General features: G+C 62.1%; 19 protein-coding genes and 1 pseudogene. 10 read left to right on the plus strand and 10 right to left on the minus strand.

The window, feature by feature from the left end; all coding sequences use genetic code 11:
- Nucleotides 1-60 precede the first annotated feature (60 nt).
- From AACW30_RS10010 to AACW30_RS10020, 3 genes are all read right to left on the minus strand, one after another.
- On the minus strand, nucleotides 61-2,010 hold the full coding sequence (locus tag AACW30_RS10010; RefSeq protein WP_200624912.1) for a DNA topoisomerase III: 1,950 nt from the start codon (nucleotides 2,008-2,010) through the stop codon (nucleotides 61-63).
- A gap of 224 nt (nucleotides 2,011-2,234) precedes the next feature.
- Entirely contained in the window at nucleotides 2,235-3,857 is a 1,623-nt protein-coding gene (locus AACW30_RS10015; RefSeq protein WP_119735512.1) for an MFS transporter, read from the minus strand.
- 103 nt (nucleotides 3,858-3,960) lie between these two features.
- Nucleotides 3,961-5,607 (minus strand): GMC family oxidoreductase, encoded by a 1,647-nt coding sequence (locus AACW30_RS10020; RefSeq protein WP_200624913.1) that lies wholly within the window; start codon nucleotides 5,605-5,607, stop codon nucleotides 3,961-3,963.
- Between the two features lie 155 nt (nucleotides 5,608-5,762).
- Here AACW30_RS10020 and AACW30_RS10025 point away from each other — a divergent pair, with 155 nt between their 5' ends.
- Nucleotides 5,763-6,656 (plus strand): LysR family transcriptional regulator, encoded by an 894-nt coding sequence (locus AACW30_RS10025; protein ID WP_106579936.1) that lies wholly within the window; start codon nucleotides 5,763-5,765, stop codon nucleotides 6,654-6,656.
- A 184-nt stretch (nucleotides 6,657-6,840) separates the two neighbouring features.
- Here AACW30_RS10025 and AACW30_RS10030 read toward each other — a convergent pair whose 3' ends face one another.
- The 4 genes and pseudogenes from AACW30_RS10030 to AACW30_RS10045 form a co-directional block, all read right to left on the minus strand.
- Nucleotides 6,841-8,700, minus strand: coding sequence for a DUF3857 domain-containing transglutaminase family protein (locus AACW30_RS10030; protein WP_200624950.1), 1,860 nt, complete (start codon nucleotides 8,698-8,700; stop codon nucleotides 6,841-6,843).
- A 156-nt stretch (nucleotides 8,701-8,856) separates the two neighbouring features.
- Nucleotides 8,857-9,958 (minus strand): annotated as a pseudogene (locus AACW30_RS10035) (DNA alkylation repair protein).
- 16 nt (nucleotides 9,959-9,974) lie between these two features.
- A complete protein-coding gene (locus AACW30_RS10040; RefSeq protein ID WP_124416990.1) occupies nucleotides 9,975-11,321 on the minus strand; it encodes a glutamine synthetase family protein in 1,347 nt (448 codons plus the stop codon).
- Between the two features lie 11 nt (nucleotides 11,322-11,332).
- Nucleotides 11,333-11,890 (minus strand): helix-turn-helix domain-containing protein, encoded by a 558-nt coding sequence (locus AACW30_RS10045; RefSeq protein ID WP_106580015.1) that lies wholly within the window; start codon nucleotides 11,888-11,890, stop codon nucleotides 11,333-11,335.
- On the opposite strand from AACW30_RS10045, the gene AACW30_RS10050 reads away from it, so the two are divergent.
- The 3 genes from AACW30_RS10050 (at nucleotide 11,889) to AACW30_RS10060 (ending at nucleotide 13,966) form a co-directional block, all read left to right on the plus strand.
- The gene (locus tag AACW30_RS10050; protein WP_234452668.1) at nucleotides 11,889-12,296 is read left to right on the plus strand and encodes a nuclear transport factor 2 family protein; all 408 of its coding nucleotides are present in this window, start codon (nucleotides 11,889-11,891) and stop codon (nucleotides 12,294-12,296) included. The two genes, AACW30_RS10045 and AACW30_RS10050, sit on opposite strands and share 2 nt — an antisense overlap.
- A 90-nt stretch (nucleotides 12,297-12,386) precedes the next feature.
- Nucleotides 12,387-12,695 (plus strand): RcnB family protein, encoded by a 309-nt coding sequence (locus AACW30_RS10055; protein ID WP_106579940.1) that lies wholly within the window; start codon nucleotides 12,387-12,389, stop codon nucleotides 12,693-12,695.
- A 77-nt stretch (nucleotides 12,696-12,772) separates the two neighbouring features.
- The gene (locus tag AACW30_RS10060) at nucleotides 12,773-13,966 is read left to right on the plus strand and encodes an MFS transporter (protein WP_200624914.1); all 1,194 of its coding nucleotides are present in this window, start codon (nucleotides 12,773-12,775) and stop codon (nucleotides 13,964-13,966) included.
- On the opposite strand, the gene AACW30_RS10065 is transcribed toward AACW30_RS10060, so the two are convergent.
- The 3 genes from AACW30_RS10065 to AACW30_RS10075 form a co-directional block, all read right to left on the minus strand.
- Complete coding sequence (locus tag AACW30_RS10065; RefSeq protein ID WP_106579942.1) at nucleotides 13,929-14,201, minus strand: DUF1652 domain-containing protein; 273 nt, start codon at nucleotides 14,199-14,201, stop codon at nucleotides 13,929-13,931. The genes AACW30_RS10060 and AACW30_RS10065 overlap by 38 nt on opposite strands.
- 14 nt (nucleotides 14,202-14,215) lie before the next feature.
- Entirely contained in the window at nucleotides 14,216-14,467 is a 252-nt protein-coding gene (locus AACW30_RS10070; protein WP_200624915.1) for a CsbD family protein, read from the minus strand.
- A 131-nt stretch (nucleotides 14,468-14,598) separates the two neighbouring features.
- Nucleotides 14,599-16,095: a PAS domain S-box protein gene (locus AACW30_RS10075; protein ID WP_200624916.1), complete on the minus strand. Its 1,497-nt coding sequence runs from the start codon at nucleotides 16,093-16,095 to the stop codon at nucleotides 14,599-14,601.
- A gap of 172 nt (nucleotides 16,096-16,267) precedes the next feature.
- Between AACW30_RS10075 and AACW30_RS10080 the strand changes: the two genes are divergently transcribed.
- The 6 genes from AACW30_RS10080 to AACW30_RS10105 all read left to right on the plus strand — a co-directional run bounded on the left by AACW30_RS10080 (nucleotide 16,268) and on the right by AACW30_RS10105 (nucleotide 25,834).
- The gene (locus AACW30_RS10080) at nucleotides 16,268-17,236 is read left to right on the plus strand and encodes a hypothetical protein (RefSeq protein WP_200624917.1); all 969 of its coding nucleotides are present in this window, start codon (nucleotides 16,268-16,270) and stop codon (nucleotides 17,234-17,236) included.
- Nucleotides 17,237-17,318: 82 nt separating this feature from the next.
- A complete protein-coding gene (locus AACW30_RS10085) occupies nucleotides 17,319-18,122 on the plus strand; it encodes an AraC family transcriptional regulator (RefSeq protein WP_200624918.1) in 804 nt (267 codons plus the stop codon).
- A gap of 221 nt (nucleotides 18,123-18,343) precedes the next feature.
- Nucleotides 18,344-19,228 (plus strand): PhzF family phenazine biosynthesis protein, encoded by an 885-nt coding sequence (locus tag AACW30_RS10090; RefSeq protein ID WP_200624919.1) that lies wholly within the window; start codon nucleotides 18,344-18,346, stop codon nucleotides 19,226-19,228.
- A gap of 139 nt (nucleotides 19,229-19,367) precedes the next feature.
- Complete coding sequence (locus AACW30_RS10095; RefSeq protein ID WP_119735503.1) at nucleotides 19,368-19,988, plus strand: transglycosylase SLT domain-containing protein; 621 nt, start codon at nucleotides 19,368-19,370, stop codon at nucleotides 19,986-19,988.
- A gap of 146 nt (nucleotides 19,989-20,134) precedes the next feature.
- Nucleotides 20,135-21,136: a hypothetical protein gene (locus AACW30_RS10100; protein WP_200624920.1), complete on the plus strand. Its 1,002-nt coding sequence runs from the start codon at nucleotides 20,135-20,137 to the stop codon at nucleotides 21,134-21,136.
- Nucleotides 21,137-21,208: 72 nt separating this feature from the next.
- Complete coding sequence (locus AACW30_RS10105) at nucleotides 21,209-25,834, plus strand: membrane-targeted effector domain-containing toxin (protein WP_200624921.1); 4,626 nt, start codon at nucleotides 21,209-21,211, stop codon at nucleotides 25,832-25,834.
- Nucleotides 25,835-25,894: the final 60 nt, after the last annotated feature.

Consider the following 25,894-nt stretch of genomic DNA (forward strand, 5'->3'; position numbering starts at 1 on the left):
CAAGGTCCAAAGCGGCGTTAAACCCGTCGAAAAACGTCATTCGCTGGATTTTTTCGTCTTTCAGCCGGCATTTGTCGGCTTTTTCCCCCGCTTGGCACCGGCCGTTGTCTTGCGTGGCGCCGTCTTGCGTTTCTTTTTCCATGGCGTGGCGCCTCGACCTGCCGGGCTGGCTGGGCCGGTGATGGTCATGCGCATACCATTGCAGCGCGCCACTTGCTTGCTCATCCACGCCGCCTGCTTGGCGACGAATTCTTCCAGGCTCATTTCACCGCTTTGCACCATGTCCAGCGCCTGTTCCCAGATCGCAGTGGTGCCTGGGTCGGCAATGGCTCGAGGTACGGCGTCGATCAGGCTGAATGCGGCCGCAGTGGCCGAGAGTGACTTACCGTTTTTGATCAGGTAACCACGGTCCAACAGCCCCTGGATAATTCCGGCGCGGGTGGCCTCGGTGCCGATGCCGGTGGTGTCCTTGAGTTTTTGCTTGAGCAGTGGGTCTTCCACCAACCTGGCGACGTTTTTCATCGCCTTGATCAGGTCGCCTTCGGTGAATGGTTTGGGCGGTTGGGTCCACAGGTCTTTGAGATTGACCTTGGCCACCGCGTAGTCCTGGCCCTGCGCCAACGCCGGCAAGGCTTGCGGCGCGGGTGCCTCGCGCCCCTTTGCCGGGGCCAGCGCTTCGGGCAGCGCGCGCTTCCAGCCCGGCTCGATGACCACCTTGCCGACCGCGCGCAGCGCTTGGCCTGCGCAGTCGAAATCCGCCTGGGTGCGATCGTATTCATGATTAGGCAGGAACTGGGCCAGGTAACGTGCGCGGATCAGGGTGTAGACCGCACGGTATTTACCGGTGAGCTGCCCCACATCCTTACCGGCCCCGGTGGGAATGATGCCATGGTGCGCGCTGACCTTGGCGTCGTTCCAGGCCCGTGAACGGCGCTGGGGATCGATATGCGGCATCAGTTCATTCACTGCCGGGTCCGCGCGCCCCAGCGCAGCTAAAATTTTCGGCGCGTCGCTGTGCTGGCTCAACGGCAGGTAGCCGCAATCACTGCGCGGGTAGGTGATGACCTTGTGGGTTTCGTAGAGTGACTGGGCGATATCCAGGGTTTCCTGGGCACCGAGCCCCAGTTTTTTGGAGCAGATTTCCTGCAGGGTGCCAAGATCGAAGGGCAGGGGCGCCACCTCGCGCATGCGCTCGGTGCGCAACTTCACCAGCCGCGCAGTGGCGGCGTTGCGCATGGCATCGGCAGCGTCGCGGGCCACCTGCGGGTTGAGGCAGCGGCCCTGGTCGTCACACGCATCATCCGCGGCGCGCCATTGGGCGGTGAAGGTCATGCGCTCATGGCGCAGATCGACATCGATGGCCCAATAAGCCACCGGCACAAAGTCGGCGATGCTGCGGTCGCGGTCCACCACCAGGCGCAAGGTTGGCGTTTGCACCCGGCCCACCGGCAACACGCCTTGATAGCCGGATTGGCGCCCAAGCAAAGTAAACAGACGGCTCATGTTCATGCCGATCAGCCAGTCGGCGCGCGAGCGACCCAGCGCCGAGTGGTACAGGCTGAAGGTTTCGGCGCCCGGCTTGAGCGCGGCCAGGGCTTTGCGAATGGAGGCGTCATCCAGCGCCGACAGCCATAGCCGCTGGATCGGGCCGCGATAACGGCAATGCTCGACCAACTCCCGGGCGATCATCTCGCCCTCACGGTCGGCGTCGGTGGCGATCACCAGGTCCTGGGCTTCTCCCAGCAAACGCTTGACCGCCTTGTACTGGCTGGCAGTCTTGGGCTTGACCTGCATCTTCCATTTTTCCGGGACGATCGGCAGATCGGCCAGCACCCAGCGCTTGTATTTGGCGTCGTAGGCGTCGGGCGGGGCGGTTTCCAGCAGGTGGCCGATGCACCAGGTGACTGTGACCCCATTGCCCAGCCAGCAACCGTCGCCGCGCCGGCTGGCGCCGAGCACGGCCGCGATATCCTTGGCCTGGGAGGGTTTTTCACAGAGGTACAGCCGCATGGTCATCACATCAGATCGGGTTGATGCCTTGCAGGATGCTGAGTCAGAGGGATTTGAGCAACCATTATCTGTATGGATGTACAGCAAAGTGTGTGAGTGCCACAAAACAAAAGTGGGAGCGGGCTTGCTCGCAAAAGCGGTGGATCAGTCAACGAATGTGTCGACTGGCACACCGCCTTTGTGGGCAAGCCCGCTCCCACAAGGGGGCTCAGGCGTCGTGAAGATCAGTTGTTATTGATGTCCACATGTCGGGTTTCCTTGAGGCAGAACAACCCCACAATCAGACTCACGCCGGTCACCACCACCGGGTACCACAGGCCATAGAAAATGTCGCCGGTGTACACCACCAGGGCAAATGACACAGTCGGCAGGAAACCGCCAAACCAGCCGTTACCGATGTGATAGGGCAGCGACATCGAGGTGTAGCGGATACGCGTCGGGAACAGTTCCACCATCAACGCTGCCAGTGGGCCGTAGCACATGGCGGCGATCAGGATCAGCACCACGATCAGCACCACCACCATGACCTTGTTGACCTGTGCCACATCCGCCGAAGTCGGGTAGCCGGCGAGTGTCACCGCACCGCGCAGGGCCGCTTCGTCGTAACCGTCGATGCGCACGTCACCCACGCTTACCTGCACCGGGCTGCCGGCCGGCGCCGCAGAACTGCTGTACGGCAGGCCTTGCTTGACCAGAAAGGTCTTGACCTTGTCGCACGGGCTGTCAAAACGCGCCTTGCCCACCGGGTCGAACTGGAAGGTGCACGTGGCCGGGTCGGCCAGCACGGTAATCGGCGCCTGATGGCTGGCCTGGTCCATCGCCGGGTTGGTGTAATGCGCCAGGCCCTTGAAGATCGGGAAGTACAGGGCGGTCGCCAGCAGCAGACCGAGCATCAGCACCGGTTTGCGCCCGATTTTGTCCGATAGCCAGCCAAACAGGATAAAAAACGGCGCGCCGATCACTACGCTGATAATCAGCAGCATGTTGGCCAGCGCAGGGTCCATTTTCAGGAATTGGGTGAGGAAGAACAGCACATAGAACTGCGCCGCGTAGAACGTCACCGCTTGCCCACCGTTGATGCTGAACAGCGCGATCAGCACCACCTTGAGGTTTTCCCATTTGCCGAACGACTCGCGGATCGGCGACTTGCTGGCCTTGCCTTCCTCTTTCATTTTCAGGAACGCCGGCGACTCGTGCAGGCTCATGCGGATCCAGGTGGAAATGCCCAGCAGCACGATGGAAAACAGGAACGGAATCCGCCAGCCCCAGACTTCGAACTGGTCGCCGGTGAAGTAACGGCAAGCCAGCACCACCAGCAGCGACAGCAGCAGGCCGAGGGTGGCGGTGGATTGAATCCAGCTGGTGTGCAGGCCGCGTTTGCCGGCCGGCGCGTGCTCGGCCACATAGGTGGCTGCGCCGCCGTACTCACCGCCCAACGCCAGGCCCTGCAACATGCGCAGCACGATCAGGATGACCGGCGCGGCAATGCCAATGCTGGCGTAGGTCGGCAGCAGCCCGACACAAAACGTCGCCACGCCCATCAGGATGATGGTGACGAGAAAGGTGTACTTGCGCCCGATCATGTCACCCAGGCGACCAAACACCAGCGCGCCGAACGGCCGCACCACAAAGCCTGCCGCGAAGGCCATCAAGGCAAAGATAAACGCCGTGGTGTCGTTGACCCCGGCAAAGAACTGTTTGCTGATCACGGCCGCCAGAGCGCCGTAGAGGAAAAAGTCATACCACTCAAACACCGTCCCCAGAGACGAGGCGAAGATGACTTTTCTTGATTCGCTGCCGGTGCTCGCACGAACGGCCGAGCCCAGGGGTTGAGCATGTTCTGACATCGGGTAACCCTCACAGTGATTATTTATTGTTGTTCCACTGTCGGCGCCAACCTCGGCGCCGGTTGTCTCTCTGTAGGCGGCCGGCCAGCCGGACACCTACAGGTCACGCGGGTGTGGTCATTTCTCTTTCCGGGGCAAGATTCCTTGTGTTCGGCGAAAGGATCAACTGCGCAGCTTTCTCCGCAATCATCAGTGTAGGTGAGCAGGTGTTACCTGACGTGATGCGTGGCATCACCGAAGCATCGGCGATGCGCAAACCCGGCACGCCATGTACGCGCAGTTGGGCATCGACCACAGCGTCTTTGTCGCTGCCCATGCGGCAGGTGCCCACCGGATGGAAAATCGTCGTGCCGATGCGCGCGGCGGCTTCGTGCAGTTGCGCCTCGGTCTGCAATGAATCGCCCGGCAGGTACTCCACCGGCTTGAACTGGCTCAAGGCGGGTGCGGCGACGATGCGGCGCGTCAGGCGAATCGCGTCGGCGGCCACGCGCAAATCTTGCGGATGGCTGAGGTAGTTGGGCCGAATCAACGGCGTATCTGCCGGGTTGGCCGAGCGAATGTCGATACGGCCACGACTGTGCGGGCGCAGGTCGCAGACCGAGGCGGTAAACGCCGGGAACGCATGCAACGGCTCGCCAAAACGCTCCAGTGACAGCGGTTGCACATGGTATTCAAGGTTGGCCGAGGTTTGTTCGGGGCCGGAGCGGGCAAACGCGCCGAGCTGGCTGGGCGCCATCGACAGCGGGCCGCTGCGGTCATACAGGTAGCGTAGGCCCATGCCCATTTTGCCCCACAGGGTGCCCGCGATCTGGTTCAGGGTGCGCGCGTTTTCCAGTTTGTAGATCAGGCGCAGTTGCAGATGGTCCTGCAGGTTGCCGCCCACGCCGGGCAGCTCATGCACCACGTCGATGCCCAATGGTTTGAGCACATTGGCAGGGCCGATCCCCGAGCGTTGCAGGATGCCCGGCGAGCCCACGGAACCGGCGCACAGCACGATTTCCTTGCGCGCTTTCCAGCTCATCTGCTGGCCGTTCTGACGCCCGAGCACCTGGGAGGCTCGGCCGTTTTCCAGCACCACGCGGTCCACTTCGACCTCGGTCAGCACGTTGAGGTTGGGCCGCTGGCGGATCGGCTTGAGAAACGCCTTGGCCGCATTCCAGCGCACGCCGGCCTTCTGATTGACCTGGAAATAGCCGCAGCCCTCGTTATCGCCGGTGTTGAAGTCGCTGATCGGCGCGATGCCGCTTTGCGCCGCTGCATCGCGAAAGGCATCCAGGATCGGCCAGTGCAGGCGCTGTTGCTCCACGCGCCACTCGCCGCCGTCGCTGTGAAATTGCGAACCGCCGGCGAAGTGGTTTTCGCTTTGTTTGAACAGTGGCAGCACGTCTTTCCAGGCCCAGCCCGGGTTGCCCTCGGCCGCCCAGCCGTCGTAATCCTGGGCCTGGCCGCGCATGTAGATCATGCCGTTGATCGATGAGCAGCCACCCAGCACCTTGCCGCGTGGGTAACTCAACGCACGGCCTTGCAGGCCTTCCTGGGCTTCGGTCTTGAAGCACCAGTCGGTGCGTGGGTTACCGATGCAGAACAGGTAGCCGACGGGAATATGGATCCAGGGGTAATTGTCGCGGCCGCCAGCTTCAAGCAGCAGCACGCGGTGGGCGGGGTTGGCGGACAGTCGATTGGCCAGCAGACAGCCTGCGGGGCCGGCGCCTACTACCACGTAATCGTATTCAGCAGCTGCAATGGGCATCTGAGGCCTCGCTTGTTTTTCTTATTGGCTCCATCCTAGTTGTTAGTTTTCGTCTTAAAAATGTTAGTTTTTACCCAGCTGCTGTGCGTTTTTAAACAGTGCCTGTAACCACTGACATGAGCGCAACTACTGACTGTCCACGCAAGGGAGGCGATATGTTCGACTGGAACGACCTGCGGTTCTTTCTCGAATTGCAACGCAGCGGCCGCTTGCTCACCGCTGCCCAGCGCCTGAAAACCACGCACGCCACCGTCGCCCGGCATATCGAGGCCATCGAAAAGAGCCTGGGGACTGCGCTGTTTGTGCAGCACGCACAGGGCTACGAGCTGACGCCGTCCGGCGAAGCCCTGCTCAAACACGCTGAGGCCATGGAAAACGTCGCGTTGCTGGCCGAAGACGAACTCACCCATTGCGCCGCGCCCCTGGGCAAGATCCGCCTCGGCGTGGCCGAAGGGCTAGGCGTGATGTTTCTTGCCAGCCGCATGGGCGGGCTGTTTGAGCGTTACCCAGGCTTGGAAGTCGAACTGGTGGCCGTGCCGCGCTTTGTCAGTATTCTGAACCGGGAAGCGGAAATCAGCATTCACCTCGAACGCCCCAGCGTCGACCAGCTTGTCACGCGCAAACTCACCGACTACCGCCTCGCGCTGTATGCCAGCCGCGCGTATCTGGACCGCAACCCGCCGATTGAAAAGCGCGAAGACCTGGCCGTGCATGCGTGGATCGACTACGTGGATGACTTGCTGTTCAGCCAGGAACTCAAATTCCTCAGCAGCTTCTGCCGCAACCCCAAAGTGGTGTTCCACAGCACCAGCGTGATCGCCCAGCACCAGGCGGCGCGCTCGGGGTTGGGCATCGCTGTGTTGCCGTGCTTTATGGCGGCGGGTGATCCGGACCTGGTGGCGTTGTTGCCGACGGAGGGCATTCAGCGCAGCTACTGGATCAGCTCACGCCGGGAGCTGCACAAATCGGTACGGCTGCGGGTGTTGTGGGATTACGTGGTGGAGTTGTGCGCAAGGGAGCAGGGGTTGCTGCTCGGCGAATCCAGCTGAAGAAACCGGATCACACCTGTGGGGAGCGGCGCTTGCCTGCAACACGGCATCCCTCTGATGGCATGAGATCCACGTGTGAGAGCTGGCTTGCCTGCGATGCAAACACCTCGGTCGATCAGGCATGACCAGTGGATGCCATCACAGGCAAGCCAGCGCCCATATTGGATTTGCGTTTACGCTGCCGTCAGAGCTTTACCACCTGATGCACCTGTTCGGCACACGTGCGCGCCTCGTCAATCATTTTGCCAAACGCTTCGCTGGCGACCTCGGCGTGAGTCAGCCAACGCGTTTTCTGGCTCAGGCGATAGTGATAACGCAGCCCGTTGTCCGTGCGCGTGCCGTCCAGGTCCAGGTCGTACCAGGGCGAGCGCACCTGGCAGCCGGGGATGGCTTTTTCCATCTTCGCGCCAGTCAGCGTGAAGCTGTAGTCGTAGGTCTGCGGGTTGCCCAGGTACAGGTCGGCCTGTTGATTGTGACGGCGGTAGTTGATGAAACCATCCCAGCGCCCGTTGAGTGACTCATCGGTATAGACGTAGTCATTCGCGAGTTTTTCCAGGGCACGCTGGTCGTTCAGGGTAGCGTGAACAGCGTAGCCGTCGTGCACCACAAGGGCTGTGGGTTGGCGGGTGATCTGGCAGTCGCTGATCTCGTTGCCAAAGTGCGCGCAGAGGTTCTGGTCGGTGGCAGTGGTGCCTTGTTGGCGGTCATCCACGCTCATTTGCATCAGCGGCAGGCGGCTGAAGGTGATGGTCGCCTGGGTGGCACCATTGCCCTGTTTGTCGAAGTGCACCTGTTTGTCCAGACGCAGGGCGGTTTCGGGGCGTTCCAGCGGGATCTGTTCTTCGCGCACGTGGCCCTGAGCATTGTTGACCAGCACCCAGCGGTCCTGGATGTCGGGCAAGGTCTGGCCTGGGGCGAACACCGGGTTGGTCGGGTCGAGCCACCAGACCTGGCCGTCCACTTCGGCGCGCACGATCGCATGGTTCGGTGCATTGGTGCCGGGAATCAACAAGGCATATGCCACGTCGCCGCGGCTGACCCAGGCGGTTTCAGCCTTGATGCCGCTGGCCTTGAGCATCGCCGTCAGCAGGATCGCGAGGTCCTTGCAATCGCCATAACTGTGCTGCTCGATTTCCGCCAGGTTGAACGGCACGTAGCCGCGCTCTGTAGCGCGCCAGTCGCCCAGGTAGCGGTAGTGATCGTTGATGTGCTGCATCAGCGCGGCCACCTGTTCTGCCGGCGCCAGGCCGCCGACTGCAGCCACTGCCGCGGCGGCTTGCGCAGGCAGCCTGGCGGCAAGTATCTGGTTGTAACGCTGGGCAAAATCACCGAAATACGCCTGGCGATCCACGGTGCTGCCCACTTCCAGGCGCGGAATGCGCTGTAGCGCAGCGCTGGACGATTCGTTGATGTAGTTGAGGTAGGTCGGGGCTTTTTGCTCCACGTCCAGCGTCTTGCCGTTGGCCGACGGGGTTACGGTGAAACCGTCGAACAGCTCACTGCGCCACTGGATCGGCCGTTCGGCGGTAAAGCGCGCCTTGACGTGGTCGCGACGGAACGCGCTGGGGCCGAAGGTGAGGGCATAGTGAAACTGACTCACCAGCGGTTTGGCCGCGCGATGTTCGCGCACGGTGAAGCGAATCTGTGTGCCCACGCGCAGGTTCGGGAAGGCCAGGGAGGTCTGCTTGTCACGGCTGAAACCCTGGTCCGGGTTGGGCGCGGTGCGGGTGTCGATTTGCGTGGCGTCCAGCGCCACCGGCTTGGCACCTGGCTGGGTGGAGTGCGCGCTGATCACCTCAAAGGTGTCGCCTTCGGAGTAATCGAAGTCAATGCGCGAGAGCATTTCGCGGCCGTTGGGTTTGAGGATCGTGTAGTGCTGGGTGGTGGTGCAGTCGGTGCTGGCGTCGCGGTTGAAGTGGCAATGCAGCTCGGTGTCACTGGCCAGCGGCGCTTCGGCCATGGGTTGGAGTGCGGCGTTAACAGGATGGGTAACCAGCCCCAGGCTGATGACAATCAAACAGCGGTGAAACGAAAAACGGTGCAAACGGTACATTGGCGCCTCGGGTGAAACATTGAAACAACTACCCAACGGGCAGTGAGAAGGCGCCGGATGATAATGGATCGCAACAACAAAGGCCAGGATTGTTCGACAATTTATCTGGCTGAAAGGCCCGTGCTAGAGCCTTTTGCTTGATTTGGGTCAGGGTTTTAGCAGTTCAAACTCCGCGCTGCCGAGCTGCTCGCCGTTGACCAGCACATGCACCCGATGCGTGCCCGCGTAGTGCTTGCGCGTGGTCAGCTCACGAATAGGGTGTTCGCGCCGAATGCTGTGGTTTTCGCCCGCGCCCAAGGTGAATGCCTTGAGCTTGAACACCTTGGCCGCACTGTGGCCGGCGCTTTTCACATAGTCGATGGCGTAATCCACCACCAGTTTTTGGGGCGCGGCAGCGGTGGATTCGAGGCTCAATGACAGCGTGATCCGTTCGCCCAGGTTGATCACGGCTGGCGTGACGGCCAGGTGATGAATCTTCACCTCGGCCTTGGCCCCGGCGCCGATGATCGTCAGTGCGCGGGTGTTGCCTTGCTTGATCAGGTTGCGTAAGGCGTGGCGGGCGATCCAGGCGGTGTGCGGGTTGTCCAGGTTCCAGCCTTCGATCAGGCCGAGTACCCATTCCGGATGATCCTTGGTGATGTCGTTGAGGTGGTTGGCCACCGACTTGCGCACGTACAGGCTGCTGTCGGCGTTGAGGTTGTCGAGAATCGACGCGCACAGCGCGGGGTTGGTCTGTACCTCGGCCAGGCGAAAAGACCACGGCAGGCGAGGGCGCGAGCCTTCGCTGGCCAGGCGGCGCACGTGTTCGTTGGCATCCAGCGACCATTGCTGCATGACCGCCAGGGTGCGCTGGAAGTCGTTCAGCAAGAAAGGGCGGATGGCAAATTCGGCAGAGCCAAAAGTGGTGAAGTACTTGAGCGCGGCCATGGACCGCCTGAAGTCACCCTGGCCGTAAGTTGCCACGTAGTGCGGCAGGCACAGGCACACAAACGCGCTGTTCAGGCGCGGCGCAAGGGCGTAAAGCAGCTTGAGTGTTTGCGCGTAATCCAGCGCTATCACGGCGTGCAGGGTGTCGCTGACCCGCGCCACGCGCTGCATCACCGACAACTCGGCAAGCCCGGCCTTGGCGTGCTTGAGAAAAACCCTTGGCGTCGAACGCCGGGTACACCGCCGACATCTCTTGGGCGATGTGCTGCAGGCGTTCGGCGTTGAAGATTTCCTTGAGGGCTGGCGCGCTTTGCTCGGGCATCGGTGCTTCCTGAGTGTTAGAGAAACCAGCGGTATTCCCGCGCGTTGATCTCTTGTTGAAAAGCCAGATGGTCCTGGCGTTTGTTCTCGCAATACACGTCGACAAATTCTGCGCCCAGCTTATCGCGCACAACCGGCTGATGTTGCATGGCGCGCACGGCGTCGAGCATCTCAAGAGGAAAGTCGGTGCCGCTGAGGCGGTCTTCGTTCAAGGGCGCGATGGGTTCTTGCCTGGCTTCAAGGCCATGCTCAAGCCCTGCCAGGATCGCCGCCAGAACCAGATACGGGTTGGCATCCGCACTGGCCAGGCGGTGCTCGATACGCAGGTTGCGCGGGTCTGATTGGGGAATGCGCACGCACGCATCGCGGTCTTCAAAGCCCCAGCTGGCGCGGGTCGCCGCGTTGACCGTGCCACCCAGGCGGCGGAAGGCGTTGTGGTTGGGCGAGAAAATCGGCATGCAGTGCGGCAGCAATTCCAGGCACCCGGCCACGGCATGGCGCAGCGGTTGCTGCTGGTGCGCGGCGAGCAGGTTATTGCCCGCCGCGTCGTAGAGGCTGACATGCACATGCATGCCGCTGCCGGGAAATTGCAGGTAAGGCTTGGCCATGAAGCTGGCACGGTAACCGTGCTTGAGCGCCACGCCACGCGTGCTGCGGCAGAACAGGGCGGCCCAGTCGGCGGCGCGCAGGCCGTCATCGAGGTGGCCGAAATTGATTTCGAACTGGCCCGGGCCGATTTCGGCGGTGATCACCGTGATATCGATGCCTTGGTCCTTGGCGGTTTGCGCCATGTCGTCGAGCACCTCGCTGAAGCGCGACAGCCGTTCGATATGCAAGTTGGGCTGGTCATCGGCGTCCTCGCTCAGCGGGTCGCGGGCGAATTGCGGCAGGCCGTTGTCGAGTTTTTTGTCGAACAGGTAGAACTCCAATTCGAAGGCCACCACCGGATGAATGCCCTTGTGCTGCAGGCGTTCGAGCACCTTGGCCAGCACTTCGCGCGGTTCGAACTCGATGGGCGCCTCGGTGCCGTCCGAGGTGATCAGCATCTGCCCCAGCGGCTGCGACTCCCAACTCACCGGCTTGAGCGTGCCTGGTACCAGACGGCGGTTGGCGTCCGGATCGCCGTCGTGGAAGCAATAATCACCAATCTTGAACAGCCCGCCCTGTGCGCCGAGCAGCACGGCGTTTTGGGGCAGCTTCAGCGGGCTGCCTGCGGCGACCTTTTCCAGCATGTCCACCGGGTAGCGCTTGCCGTAGAAATGCCCCGGAATGTCCAGGGCGATCAGGTCGACGTAACGCACCTCGGGGTGGTTCTGGCGAAAGGTCCGTACTTCGGCCAGCAATGTGGAAGACTGGTTTTTCACGGGTGTTGCTCCTAGTTGTAAACCCACAGCACGCGGGCGGGCAGGTCAGTCAGGTTGGCGTAACGGCAATGGGCGAAACTGGCCAGGTGGAAGCTGTCGCCAGGGCCAAGGGTGACCGAGTCCGGCTGGCCTTCCACCCACAGCGTCAACTCGCCCTCCAGCACAAACCCGGCCTGCTCGGCGCGGTCGCTCATGGTTTGTTCACCGCTGTTGGCGCCGGGTGCGAGCAGGCTGTCGAGCATCGAAAAGGCGCCGTTCATGCTCGGCGAGACCAGGATGTCGGTGATGCCGTTGGCGTAGTACACCGTGCGTCGCTCGTTGGGGCGCGTGACCCAGTCCACCGCCTTGGGTTTGGGCAGGCTGTAGAAGTACGTGGTGGGCACGTCGAGGGCGTGGCTGATGGCGGTCAAGTCAGCCACGGTCGGGCGCGACAGGCCACGTTCGACCTGAGACAGGAAACCCACCGAGCGCTCGATTTTTTGCGCAAGTTGCGCCAGGGTGAGTTTCTTGTGTTTGCGCAGGTCGTGGATCAGCGCGGCCAGGGTGGCGAGTTCTTGTTGTTGGTTCATGAAATTTATGTCGAGAAATTTCATGAAAAATTACAGGATTAATTTCATGGGGGCAAGGCTGATGGATCTTGAAGCGCATCTGTTTTCGTTAGAGCAGGCGCTGCAGCAGAGCACTACACGCAGCGATGCCGCGCAGCTTGAACGTTTGCTGGCGGATGACTTTGTCGAATTTGGCGCCAGTGGCAATGTCTGGGGCAGTAAGGCCCAAGTGATTGCCGGGTTGCAGGATGAGGCTTTCAGTGCGCGCCGCATGACGGAGTTTGCGGTGAAAGCACTCAGTGACGGGGTGGCGCTGGTGACTTATCGCGGTTACCGCGAAGGCGTCGGGCAATCGTTGCGCAGTTCAGTGTGGCGGCAGGAAGAAGGTCAGTGGCGGATGGTGTTCCATCAAGGCACGCCGGTGTAACCCCTCGCCACAAGGATTGAAGGCGGGCTGAATGATTCCGTGCGCTCGCGGTCCGAACCTGGGTACGCATCATTCATTGAAGGAGCACCCATGAAGTCCAAAACCCTAGCTGCTTGCCTGTTGCTGACCGCGGGCCTGTCCACCGCCAGCTTTGTCGTGCAGGCCGGTGATACCCCGCAGGAAACGGTGAAACCTTCGAGCATCAACGCGCGCGATTTGAAAGAAGGCGACCGCGCCCCGGACATGCTGATGCGCAAGGAATCGGCCGTCAGCGACTGGAAGAAACGCGGCCTCAAGCAACCCGAAGAAGACAGCCAATGGGCCCGCGTGGGTGACAAGTTCGTGCTGCTCAAAACCACCAACGGCACGATTCTCGAGATCACGCCCGTCAAGAAATGACCGGTCTTTTTTGCCTGGTCTTGCGTTAAGGTAACCGACCCCCACAGGTCGCGTTACCTCAAACGGATGAGAGCAGGATGCTTGCCACCATCAGAAACTACCCGCGCACCGTTAACCTGTTGCTGTCCGCCACGTTACTGCTGACGTTGGCCAAGGCCATTACCTTTCCCTACCTGGTGATTTACCTCACCCGTCACTTCGGCCTCGACATTACTCAGGTCGGCTTGGTGATCGGCAGTTCGCTGATTGTCGGCTCATTGCTCAGCGTGTATGGCGGTTTTCTGGTGGACCGCGTGAACAGCTACAGGCTGTTGTTGGGCTTGAGCGCGCTGTTTGTGCTGGGGTTTATCGGCACCGTCGTGGCTCAGGGCATCTGGCTGTTCTACAGCTGCCTGATCCTGATCAACCTGGCCTATGCGGTCATCGACATCGCCATCAAGGCCGGCTTCGCCAGCTTGCTGCCCGAAGACGCGCGCAGCGAAGTATTTTCCATCAAATACACCCTGACCAATATCGGCTATGCCGTCGGCCCGTTCTTTGGCGCAATGGTGGCCAAGGTGGATATCAACTTGCCTTTCGTCCTCTCGGCGCTCCTGGGCCTGGGGTTTTTCCTGCTGTACTGGCGCTGGGGTGATCGCAGCCTGGCCAGCGTCGATGCCACGCACAAACCGCTGGCGTTTCTCGCCGTCGGTCGTGTGCTGCTGAGCGACCATCGCCTGGTGTGTTTCACCTTCGGTGGCGTGCTCAGTGCAGTGGTGTTCGGTCAGTTCACGGCGTATCTGTCGCAGTACCTGGTGACAACCACCACCGCGCAATATACCTACACCGTGATCAGCGCCGTGCTCACCACCAACGCCGCACTGGTGATTGCCTTGCAGTATGTGATTGGCCGGCGCATCTCGCACCGCCACCTGAGCCAGTGGCTGATCGCTGGCCTGGGCATGTTTATGCTGGGGGTGATCGGCTTTGCCCTGGCCACCAGCGTGCTGTGGTGGGTGCTGGCGATGGCGGTATTTACCGTGGGGGAGATTATCGTGTTTCCGGCCGAGTACATGTTTATCGACCGAATCGCCCCTGACCACCTGCGCGGCATGTATTACGGGGCACAGAACCTGTCCAACCTGGGCGCCGCGCTGGGGCCGGTGTTGTGTGGGCTGGTGTTGGCCAGCCTGCCGGCCCACTACATGTTTTACATGCTGGGGGCGTTTACCGTCGGTGGTGGGGTGTTCTATTTCATGGGTGCGTCGTTGAAGGCAAATCATCCAACGTGAGCTTGCCGACGTTGTTGCTTTGCAATTCGTAGCGCAGCTCTTCCACCATTTTTTCCACTTCCTGCGGGGTCTGCAGCCGGTTGGTGCTGATCCCGGTCACCACCAGGTCGACCCGACCGGTCTGGGCGTCGAACACCTTGAGGGTCAGTGAAGCGTCCCGGCACAAGGTGAACTCGCAGGTCAGCGGCGACAGGCCTTCTTCGATGCAATTGCGCAGTTGAGAAAGGGTGAACATCTTGCTCAGCCTCCTCAACGACGGCGCAGCAACAGGCCCACCAGCAGGCCTACACCGGCGACGACAGCGACGGTAGCCAGCGGTTTGTTGCGGGTGAAATCACTGACGGTATCCAGCGCGTCGCCATAGGCCTGCTGCATTTGCCCGGCGGCCTGGCGCGCAACGCCTTCGGCTTGCAAATGCTCATCACCGGTCAGGTCGCCAAGAAAACCCTGGGCCTTGCCTGCAACTTTCTCGACGGCGCCTTTGACTTGTTCGCTTTTCATAGTGCATTCCTTCAAGAGATCAAACCAATACGGCACGGGACTCAAAGCCCTGTGCCCACCCTTCAAGGTTAAGCATCTCGATCTACGCAAATAAGGCGAATTTGCACCGGTCCTACTAGTGCATTTGCACTTTATTTCTTGCTTTTTACGCGTAGTTCCCCGGCGAACAGCCCGCGTTCACGGGCCCAGACAATCGCCGCACTGCGGCTGTGCACCCCCAGTTTGGAGTACACCGTGGCCACGTGGTTACGCACGGTGTTGGGCGCCAGTTTCAGGCGCGAGGCGATCTCCTTGTCGGCCAGGCCTTCGCAGATCAAACCCAGCACATCGCGCTCACGGGCCGTCAGGTCGGTGAAGGCCACGTTCGGCAAATTGGGGCTGTTGACACTCTTGGCGTTGGCCAGTTTTTCGATCAGCGTCTGGCTGAACCAGGAGGCGTCCTGCATCACTTCCTCGATGGCCGCCACCAGCTCCAGCTCCGAGCGTTTGCGTTCGGTGATGTTCATCATTACCAGCAAATAGCACGGCACATCCTGGATCAGCACCGTGTCGGCGGAGACCACGCAATCGATCACCTCGCTGCCTTTTTTGCGCACCTTGAGGTCCAGGCCGTCGAGGTTGCCGGCTTTTTCCAGCGTCGCAAACAGCTGCGCGCCTGCCTGGGGATTGTCGATGAAGTGAATGTCTTCGATGGTCTTGCCGATCAGCTCTTCACTGGTGTAGCCCGTGATGTTCATGAACGCTTCGTTGATATCCACCACCTGCCGGTTGGCGGCGCTGCACACCAGGGTCGGCACCGGCGTCAGGCGGAACGATTTGGCAAAGCGTTCCTCGCTCTGGCGCAGGGCAATTTCCGCCTTGCGCCTTGGCTCCAGGTCGGTGAAGGAAAACAGCATGCAGTCTTCCTCGTTCATGTCCAGCGGCTGGCCCGCGACGATCACCAGTTTGCTGCCGCCTTCGGGCAGGCGCAGCTCGGCCTGCATCTGCGGGATGGTTGCACCTTCACCCAGGCGCTGGATGGCCAGGTCCTTGCGCTCGGCCTGTTCCAGCACGTCCAGTTCATACACCGAGCGCCCGATGACCTGATCGCGGCTGTAGCCGGTCATTTCCAGAAAACCCTGGTTAACCTTGATATAGCGCAGGTCGCTCAAGCGGCAGATCACGGCGGGCGCCGGGTTGGCGTTGAAGGTTTTCTCGAAGCGCTGCTCGGCGCTGGCCCACTCGGTGGCATCGCTGAGGATCAGCACCAGCAGCTCCGGCTCACCCTGAGTGTCGGTCAGCACCAGGCTGCGCAAGCGGTGCACCCAGCTACGGTTTTCGTCGGCGGCGGGGGTGACTTCCACCACCACATCGCTGAAATCTTCACCGGCTGCCACGCGGCTGAGCGGGTAGCTGTCCAGCGGCAACGGATGGTTGTTGCGATAGCGCAGCGCGAACCGCTTGGCATATTGCGCAGTATTGACCCCCAGCGCCTCGATCTCGCTGACCCCGTGCATGGTCAACGCCGCTTCGTTGGCCCAGAGGATGGTCTGGTCAACCTCGGCCAGGATCACGCCGTCGGACAATCCGGAGATGATCTGCTGCAATTGGCGGCGGTTGGTTTCTTTGGCAAGAACGTCCTGGGTCATGGTCTCTCCGGAGTATGGGCGCATGGCAGTTACGACACTCGGGCTTGAGGATAGTGCAGAGAAGTTGCCCGGCGCGGGGTGCGAATGCACCAGACGCCCTGGTGCATTTGCGCGAGGACGGCCGTCCCTGCGCTCGCCAGACTAAAACGGTCAATCACTCAAAGGATTAATCATGACCACTGTCCATGAAACCAATCGTTCACCGTTTCGCGTGTCCTGGAGCTCTGTGCTGGCCGGTAGTGCAATTGCCCTGGTGACCTACCTGGTGCTCAGCGTGCTGGGCACGGCCATCGGCGCGAGCGCGGTCGACCCGATGCAAGCCGGTAACCCGTTGCGTGGCTTCGGCACGGGCGCCGGGATCTGGCTGTTTGTGTCGACGCTGGTCGCCATTGCAGTCGGTGCATTTGTAGCGGGGCGTACCGCGCCGGATCGCGGCGGCCTGCATGGTGTGCTGACCTGGACGCTGACCACACTCTTCACCACCTGGCTGCTGGCGGCGCTGGCGTCAAGCGTGGTGGGCACGGCGGGCAATGTCGTCGGCAAAGGCCTGTCGGCTGCCGGCAGCGGCATCGCCGCCGCAGCGCCAGGTATCAGCGACAGCGTCAAGCAGCAGCTGGACGAGCAGGGCATCCACCTGGATTGGAACAGCCTGCAAGGCCAACTCGACACCTTGCTCAAGCAAAGTGGCAAGCCTGAACTGGACCCGGCCAACGTCGAGCAGAAAACCGACCAGGCTGCCGCCGACGGCAAGCAGACGGCCACGGATGCCGCGACCAACCCGGCCCAGGCCGGTGATCAGCTCAAGCAGTGGTTCGAGCGCGTGAAAGCCTCCGGTGAACCTGCGTTGAATGCGGCGGATAAAGACGCGCTGATCAACATCGTTGCGGCCCGTACCGGCAAGAGCAAAGAGCAAGCCACGCAAATCGTCGACAACTATGCGCAGGCTTATCAGCAAGCCATGCAAAAGGTCGATGAGCTCAAGCAACAGGCCGAGCAGAAGGCCCGTGAAGCAGGCGAAGTCGCCGCCAAACAGCTCTCGCGTGCAGCCTGGAGCACCCTGGCCATGCTGCTGTTGGGTGCGGCCCTGAGCTTCTTCGTCGGCCGCACGGCGTTGACCACACGCCGCGTACCGTTGGCTTAACCGTGTCAGCGGCAGGGACGCCGCTTTCCACTGATCCCAAACATGCTAGTGTCAGCGCTCCATTCCCGTGCAGTGCCTGGCGATGCGTGATATCTACAGCGTCTTCAACGCCAACGACACCTATGAAACGTCGGCCCACGCCCATGACGCGTTCATGCTGATGGTGCCCGAGCGTGGCGTGTTGCGCTTCAAGGATGAAGACAGCGGGCGCAGCGCGTCGGTGCTCAACCGCCAGTTCGTGTGCGTGCCGCCGCAGCGCAGCCATTCCTCCTCGTCACTCACTGCCCGCCAGGGCCACCTGGCGTTGTACGTCGACCCTGACTACATGCATTACGCGCTGCGCGATCTGGCCGGGGACGCCAACCGCCTGCCGCGTGCGCCCACCCTGGGCATCTGGCAAACCTCTGCGCCGCTGCACGCTCTGTTGCTGGCGAAGAAAGCCTTGAGCCAACCCGACCCCTTCGTTGATCGCCGCCGCCAACTGGCCCAGGTCGATCACTTGTTACTGCTCGAATGCCTGACGATTAGCCTCAGCCAGCCAAGCCTGCAACGCTCCTGCACAGAGCGCCATGGCGCCATGCTGGTACGTGACGTGAAAGCGTACGTCGAGGGCAATCTTGAGCAGGCGCCGGGGCTGGACGAATTGGCTGCGGTGTTTCATCTGTCGCGTCGGCACCTGACCCGCTTGTTTGCCTTGCACACTGGCGAGACGGTGCTGGCGTTCGTGCAGCGCTTGCGTGTGGAGCGCGCACAAACCCTGCTGCGGCATACGCGCATGTCGGTGCTGGAGATCGCCCACAGCGTCGGCTACGAATCACCGTCGCACCTGGCCCACGTGTTTCGGCGGGTGCTGGGCAGGTCGCCGGATGAGTGGCGGCGCGGCTGACATGCCTGGGTCACACTCGCCCCCTGTGGGAGCTGGCTTGCCTGCGATAGCATCACCGCGGTCTGACTGAACAACCGAGCTGCCACAGTTGGTTCGGTTCCTTCAAATCGATTGCCAATTTTTCATGGCCCGATCCCGCGCATGATTCGGCCCGATCCCGTGCGCTACACGGCAGTCATCGGTTCATCCTGTGTTCTTCACCCACTCAAGGGAGAGGCGAAATGACGCCCGAGGTTCACCTGGTCAATGTATTTTGCGCCGCCCCGCGCGGCGGCAACCCGGCGCCCACGGTGGTGCTGGCAGATGGCATGAGCGATGCGGACATGCAGCAGGTCGCCCGCGCCTATGGGCATGAATGTGGTTTTGTATTCGCCGCCCCCGTGGGCAGCGACTTCGATTTTGCACTGCAGTTCTGGGTGCCCAACCACGAAATGCAGATGTGCGGCCACGCCACGGTTGGCGCCATCTGGTTGCTGGACCGGCTCGGCCTGTTGCACAAGCAGCAACTGGCGCTCTGGACCTTGAGTGGGCGGGTCGATGCGCGCGTGATTGACGCAGGTACGCCACAGGTTCAGGTCGAAATCAGTCAGCCCAAGGGCCAGGTCGCCACCCTGGGCGATGCCGATGTCGAAGCCGACATTCTCTCGGTGCTGGGCATCACCGCCAACGAACTGGCGCCGTTGCCGATTCAGAACGCCTGCACCAGCCGTGTGAAAACCCTGATCGCGCTCAAAAGCGTGGCGGTGCTGGACAGCCTCAAGCCCGACTATCGCCGTATTGAGCAACTGTGCGAGCGCATCGGCTCCACCGGCCTGTACCCCTACGCGGCGTCCGACCTTGAAGGCCGACAGTTCGATGCACGGCAATTTCCCAAGTCTTCTGGCTACCCCGAAGACGCTGCTACCGGCATCGCCGCCGCCGCGCTGGCGTTTGGCCTGCTGGAAAATCAGCTGGTCAGCGCCGATGAGCGCCCGGTGCATATTCGCCAGGGCAGGGCGATGGGGCGGCCGTCGCAGATTTCCCTGCGGTTTCGCCGGGATGCGGCGGGGCAGGTTCAAGGGTGCTGGCTGGGTGGGCCGGTGGAATTTGCCGAGGCGCATTCATGAGCCTTCGGGGCTGCATCGCTGCTTTGGGCCCGGTGCTGCCCGCTCCCACAGGTTATAGCGCCAAGCCGATAACCTATGTGCCTGAATGAATGCGTAAAATAGCGGCCTTTTACTTACGCGAATCACGCAAAGGTGCCCCTTGAGCGCAGGCAAAGCCGTCGGACTGTTACTCCTCACCTCAATGCTGGCGGCGTGCGGCACCTCGCCGCCACGCACGCCGAATGATCTGTGCGGCATCTTCCGTGAAAAGGACGACTGGTACGACGCCGCCAAAGTCACGCAAAAGCGCTGGGGTGTGCCGATCCAGGTGCCGTTCGCGATCATGTACCAGGAGTCCGGTTTCCATCAGGACGCCCTGGCCCCGCGCAAATATTTGCTGTGGATCATTCCCTGGGGCCGCGTCTCTACCGCCGCCGGCTATGCCCAGGCCAAGGATGAAGTGTGGAACGACTACCGCAAAAGCACGGGCCGCAGCGGCGCCAGTCGCCAGGACTTCGACGACGCCATCGACTTTATCGGCTGGTACATGGACAAGACCTACACCATCAACGGCGTGTACAAATACGACGCCTACGGCCAGTACCTGAACTACCACGAAGGCTGGGGCGGTTACCGCCAGCGCACTTACGCCGCCAAAGCCTGGCTGCCGCCGGTGGCCAGCAAAGTGCAGGCCCGCTCGCAGATGTACGCGGCGCAATATGCAGGCTGCAAGAATGATTTGGGGCGAGGGTTCTGGAGCCGGTTCTGGCATTGGCTGTAAACAACGGCGCGACCCGGCCACTCGTTGAAGGCTCAACGATGTAGCCGTGGCGCGGGAACAAGCACGCTCGCCACTATCTATCTAACACCGCGCGTACCGGCCGCTCTCCATGCTGATGCCTCTTTCATCGCATGGAGCCACGACCAATGAGCATCGCCGTTTCTGTCACATCCGTTCCTTCTTTCAGCGAGATCAAGGGTTACCTCAACCAGATCGGCCATCACGTGTTTGAGCACCCGGCGCCGCTGTTGCCCGAGCAACCTGTCGGCGCCGAGCAGGCGTATTTGCAGCGTTTGCACCGCACGCTAAGAAGCCACTGCGCGGCGCTCGCCACCACGCTGCGTGCGTTGTATCAGCCCCTGGCAACCGCCGACCTGCAGCATGCCGACGGCAAGGCATTGCTGGCGCGTCTGCGGCGCGAGTTGAACGCTCAAGTGCACGCGGTGCAAGCGCGCAGCGTGATCAGTGGCAAAGGGCTGCGCAGTTTCCTCAGCAACGAAGCGGGCATTACCGCGTTGGAGCAGGAGGCACAGCGTGACCTCAACGACCGGCTGCTGCACCCGCAGATGGCGCGCCAGATCACGCACATTTCACTGGGCCCGGCGTTTCGTCCCGGGCTGTATGCGCTGACTTTTACCTACCAGGCGCGGCGCATTGAGTTCGCCGGGGCGTTTGTGCTGACCACGCTCAATCATCCAGGCGTGAATTCGCTGACCGGCGGCGAATCGGTCGGCAACGTGCTGATGTTCAACCCGCTGCGCGGGATCGAATCCTTCAACTCGCTGGAAGAACTCGACCGTTACCTGCTGAACGCCATGGACAACGCGGCGTGGCGCAGCGAATTCATGGCGTTGCTGCCCAGACGCTACCAGTCCCTGGGCCCGGCCGGCATCTGGCCGCTGGCGCTGGAACCGATCGACGCGGAGCCGCTGTTCGAGCACACGGTTGACGCGTTGACGGCCAAGCGTGAGCAGGATATCGACTGGGCGCTCGACCTGGTGGAGAACCCGGGGCGCACGGCACGCGAGGTGGTCGCTGACCTCGATCAGGCCATCCAGGCGACGCTGCCCGACCTCGGCCCGCGCCTGGCGTTGCACGCCCAGCGCCTGCTTGACCGCTGCTTGCGCTACAGCGCCCCGGATTGGTAGCGCAGCGCCAATACTGCGCAACGAACCCTTCTGGCCCAGTTGTTGGCTCGCTATAACCAGGCGCGCGCGACGATGCTCGACCTGCTGGGCCCGGCCGCCACGCCGCCGGCCCTGGCGCGTTATCAAGTGGTCGAGCACTTGGCCGACGAACTGGATATCCACGACCTGGACCCGGATCTGCTGCAGGTCAGCACAGGGCGTGGCGTGGCGGGTGTGGGCGACTATGAGCAGCAGCTAAGCCTGACCCTGTTGGCCTTGCGCGGGTTGCACGAGGGCGATGATGCGCCGGGGTCGGACTTCCTCACCAGAACCACGTTGACCTATGACCAGACGCCGCTGGGCGCTGAGTATCAGGACCTGACGCCGGCTTACCTGGCGAGTTTGCTGGGCCGCCTGCAACCGCGCCTGGCGTTTGCCGCCGTGCAGAAAGAAAGTCACACCAGCCCGGTGGTCAAGCAGGCGATCGAATCGATGTTCGACCACCGGCTCAACGCCCTGGCGTACACGGCATTGTTGCAAAACCATGTGAGCGAGGCCGACTACGCATTGATCCAGGCGCTGCGCGAGGGCTCCGGCGAAAACCTCAGTGCCGCTACCGTGTCGCTGCATGAGGCACAGCTCAATGGGGTGTGGCTGCTGCGCCAGACGGACGCGAAGGGTGCGGTCAAACGCTTGTTGCTGTGCACGCCCGAAGCCCCCAGCGCGACGCAGTTCCAGGCATTTGACTGCGAGGCCAGCTGCAAGGCGCACCTGCTTGGCTGGTGCGCCCAGCCCGCCATGAAGGGGTATGTCATCCGTACACTGGCGTTGCGTTTTCGCCCGTCCATGCAACGGATTCTCACGGGCCTGAGCCTCAAGCCGCATGCGCAGGAGTACCACGAGGTCAGGTTCACCTTTGTTGCCGATTACGCCAGCGGTCTCAACGCCATGGCGCAACACATGCTGGCTACGCTGGACGACGACCGCACGTTCGCCACGCCGCTGTGGTTCAGTTCCGCCAGCCAGGCGCAGCGCCAGACCCTCACCGGCCTGGCGCAGGACGCCGAGGGCGCCTTGCGCACTTACACTGCCGATCCGCACGGCCAGGCGTTGTTCCCGACCTTTACGACCTTTGTGCATGAGCAGGCCAAACTTCGCCTGAACGCGCTGCTCGGGCGTGCCGCGCAAGACGTCGACCCCAATACGGTCCACGTCCATTACCCGCAGGCGTTTCCCGGGCTTACGACGCCGGACTCCGTCACGTACACCCGATTGTTGCGCGACGGTTATCACGACAGCGTGGGGTTTCTGGACCCCAAGTTTGAAACCTCGGCGACCTTTACCGGCCCAGCCGGCGTCGACCTCAGGCGCTTGACGCCTGAAGCGGTGTCGCGCTCGGTGCGGGGCGTGTGGATCGGCCAGCGCTATGTCGACCTGGTGCGCAACACCCTGCAAAGTCCCAGCAGCCCCGGCTATGTATTCCGACGTAACGCAACGCTGGCCATCAGCCAATTGCAGATGCGCAACGCTGCGCTCGAATCACGCCTGCAAGGCCACCTCTCCCAGGCTGACCTGGACTGGCTCAACACCTGCCTGCAGAGCTTGGGCAATACCTCGGCCCAGGTGCGCGAAAGTTACCAGGTGCACCGGCTGTTCGTGGACGGCGAATGGGTGATCGACACCTTCCTGTTCAAGCGCGGGCATGACCCGGTGCTGCTGTACACCCCGAATGCGCCGGATGGCGTCACCTTTCGCCATGCACGCCTGTTCAACTATGTGTTGAAACACGTGGATGGCATGGTCGGTTACCTCGCCGAGCGGGTGGGCACGCAGGCACAGGCCCGGGTGCTTGGGTTTCTGGAGAACGCCAGAAAACAACTGCCGCAAACCCTGGATCGCAGCCATCCCAGCCCTGGCCGGTATGATCCGATCAGTCGTGAGACGGTGGTAATCAACCTGCGTCAGGCGCTGTACGACGCCAAGTTGCAGCGCAAGATAGACGACGTCGAGGCAAGCTCCGTCAACCGTGCGCACATGATCATGGACCTGGTGTGGAGCGTTATCGAACCCCTCGTTGCCGTCGCCACCGCGCCTTACCCGGTGCTGAGCCTGAGCCTGGGCATGCTGCTGGCTTTCAAGGATGGGATGCTCGCCCTGCACGCGTATAACCAAGGGCAGATGGGTGAAGCCTTCGGGCACTACCTTGGCTACCTGCTCAACAGCGCCGGCGCGGTATTCACCGATTTGCGCCCGGCGCTGATCAGCCCGCTGGGCAAGCCGATACGTCCGCTGCGGCATACCGCGCCGCAGGAACACGCGTTGTCGTTGATCAAGCAATTGGAGGCGCCAACGCCGGCCCTCGATGATCTGCAAGCGGTGATGTTCCAAGGCCAGGCGTTATGGACCCGCAAAACGCCCGACGCTCTGGGGCGTTTCCTGCTGCTCAGGCAGGATGCTGCAACCGGGCATTTGCAGTCCACTGGCAGGCTGGTCCAGCGTAATACTCAAGGCCAGTGGAGGCGTGCCGGTGTTGCGGGCGGCGCCCCCAAATATGAAAAACTGCCCGTCGCCGCCAGCCCGCTGGAGCGTTACGAAACCCCGCAGGCGCTGTTGAAAGACCTTGAGCATGTGGTGACCCCTGGCGCCGTGGAGGCGGCCTTCGCGCGCATCGCCGACCCGTATGGCGAACAGGTCGCCAGGGACATCATGGGCAAGCAGCTGTTCCACCTGCGCGCGCCGTATGGCACGGCAGTGGACAACCTGACCCGTGACGCCAACGCTTACTTTGATGCCTTGGCCCCGATTGTGCCCCGGGCCGATGTACTGAGTGTTGAGTCTGACGCCCTGCATGAAGTCATCCTGCAAAAGCTGCTCAGTGAAAGCAAAGGGCTGGTGATCGGCGCGAGTGTGGATTCGATTGCCAGCAAGCAGTTCCTGATCGACACCCTGCAAACCTTGCATGAGCGTGGCGTGCGGCGTCTGTACATCGAGTACCTGCCCGCCGATGTGTTTCGGGTCAAGCTGCAAACACGCCACGCCGCCAAGGTGTCGAAGAGCATCGACACGCACCTCAAGAGCGTCGATAAAGCGTTGGGCATGCCCAAGGACAGCGCCTATTCCTACCAGGCGCTGGTGCAGGCGGCGTCTGACAACGGCATCGAGGTAAGGGCGCTGGATGCGTCCACTTCCTACTATCTGGACGATGCGTTGGCGGGAGGCACCACCTCGGTGCTCACGCCTCGGGAGAACCGGCTGCGCAACTTCTATTCACACAAGGTGATCGCCGCCGACGTGGCGGCCCACCCTGACGACGGTTGGGTGGCGCTGGTGGATCACCGGCGCATGAGTACCCACGGGCAAGTCCCTGGCCTGGCCGATCTGCACAGCGCCGTGAGCCTGCGTGTCGAGGATGTCAGCGTTGGCACGCCGGTCGGGGTGTGGAAGGACACACCCGGCTCGATTCCCGACGATGCGTTGGCCAAGGCTGATTTCAGGATCACCCTGCAGACCGCTTACACCCAACCCCAGGCGCAGGCGTTGGCGCCCCCGGCGCAGCACGGTTACAGCGTGTTCGAAATGCCCTGCGCGCTGCGTGAAGCGTTGCGCACGCTGAAAGACTCGCCAAAGGGTCTGGATTCGCGGTACTTCCCCGGCAACCCAGCGCTTCGACCGGCCTACGCGGCCTTCCAGCGGACTCGCGAACGTCTCGACGCGGCGGCCGGCGCGCACTTCAAAACCTATGTGCCGCCCGCCAGCGCGCCGCAGCCACAGCTGTCGCCGGGCCTCACCGTGCGGGAGTTCTTCGAGCGCGCCTATGCCCATTCAAACGGGGTAGTGATCGGCGAGGCGCACAGCCTGCAATCGAGCAAGGCGCTGTTGATCAAGGAATTGAAGACCATGAAGGTCAAGACGCTCTATGTTGAGCACCTGCTGACGGACCTGCATCAGGCGGACCTTGATGCCTTGTCCCAAGGCAGTCCGATGTCCAAGGCGCTCAAGGACTATCTGCGGATACAGGACCGTGGGCACATGCTGGGCTATAAAGGGCCGCACACTTACACCGCGGTGATCGAAACGGCCGCCAAGTACAAGATTCGCGTGCGTGCGCTGGATTGCTTCGCCAGTTACTGCGTCGACGGCATGCCGGATAAAGCGACGTCGCGCACGGCGATGTTCAGCTATTTTGCCAATGAGGTCATTACTCAGGATCAAGTTGCCCATGGCCCGCATCGCTGGGTGGCGTTGATGGGCAACACCCACACCGACACGTTCCTGGGCGTGCCTGGCCTGGCAAGGTTGCAGGGCGCCATCAGCCTGCATGTCAACGAAGTGGCGCCCAGCCAGCCTGTCGGCTTGCGGGTGGGAAAATGGGAGGCGGCCAACAAGCCCCTGCGCCCCGATGAATGGGTAGCCATGCGCAGTGATTTTGCCCTTGATGTCGCGGTGGCCGGCCGCACGCCGCCGGAGGCGTTCAAGCCCGCCGACCGCTCACGTCTGAGGCACACCGGGCATTTTTTGATCGAGCGTCCGACGCCCGACCAGACGCTGCTGGTGCATCGCTCGCGCAGCGGCGACATCGTCACCACGCCGATTCAGGTGGATGAGCGCGGGCACTTCTTTATTGATCGGTGGGCGCCGCTCCAACACGAGCGCTATCTTTATCAATTCCATTTGATCGAGGCGCTGCAACTCCACATGGGCTTGCGCCCGGCGCCTTGAGTGGCTGCGAGCGGGCAGGGGGCATTGCTGCCCGCACTTCGTTGGGCCGTGCGCAGGTGC

Source organism: Pseudomonas sp. MF6747 (assembly GCF_963890955.1).
GTDB lineage: Bacteria > Pseudomonadota > Gammaproteobacteria > Pseudomonadales > Pseudomonadaceae > Aquipseudomonas.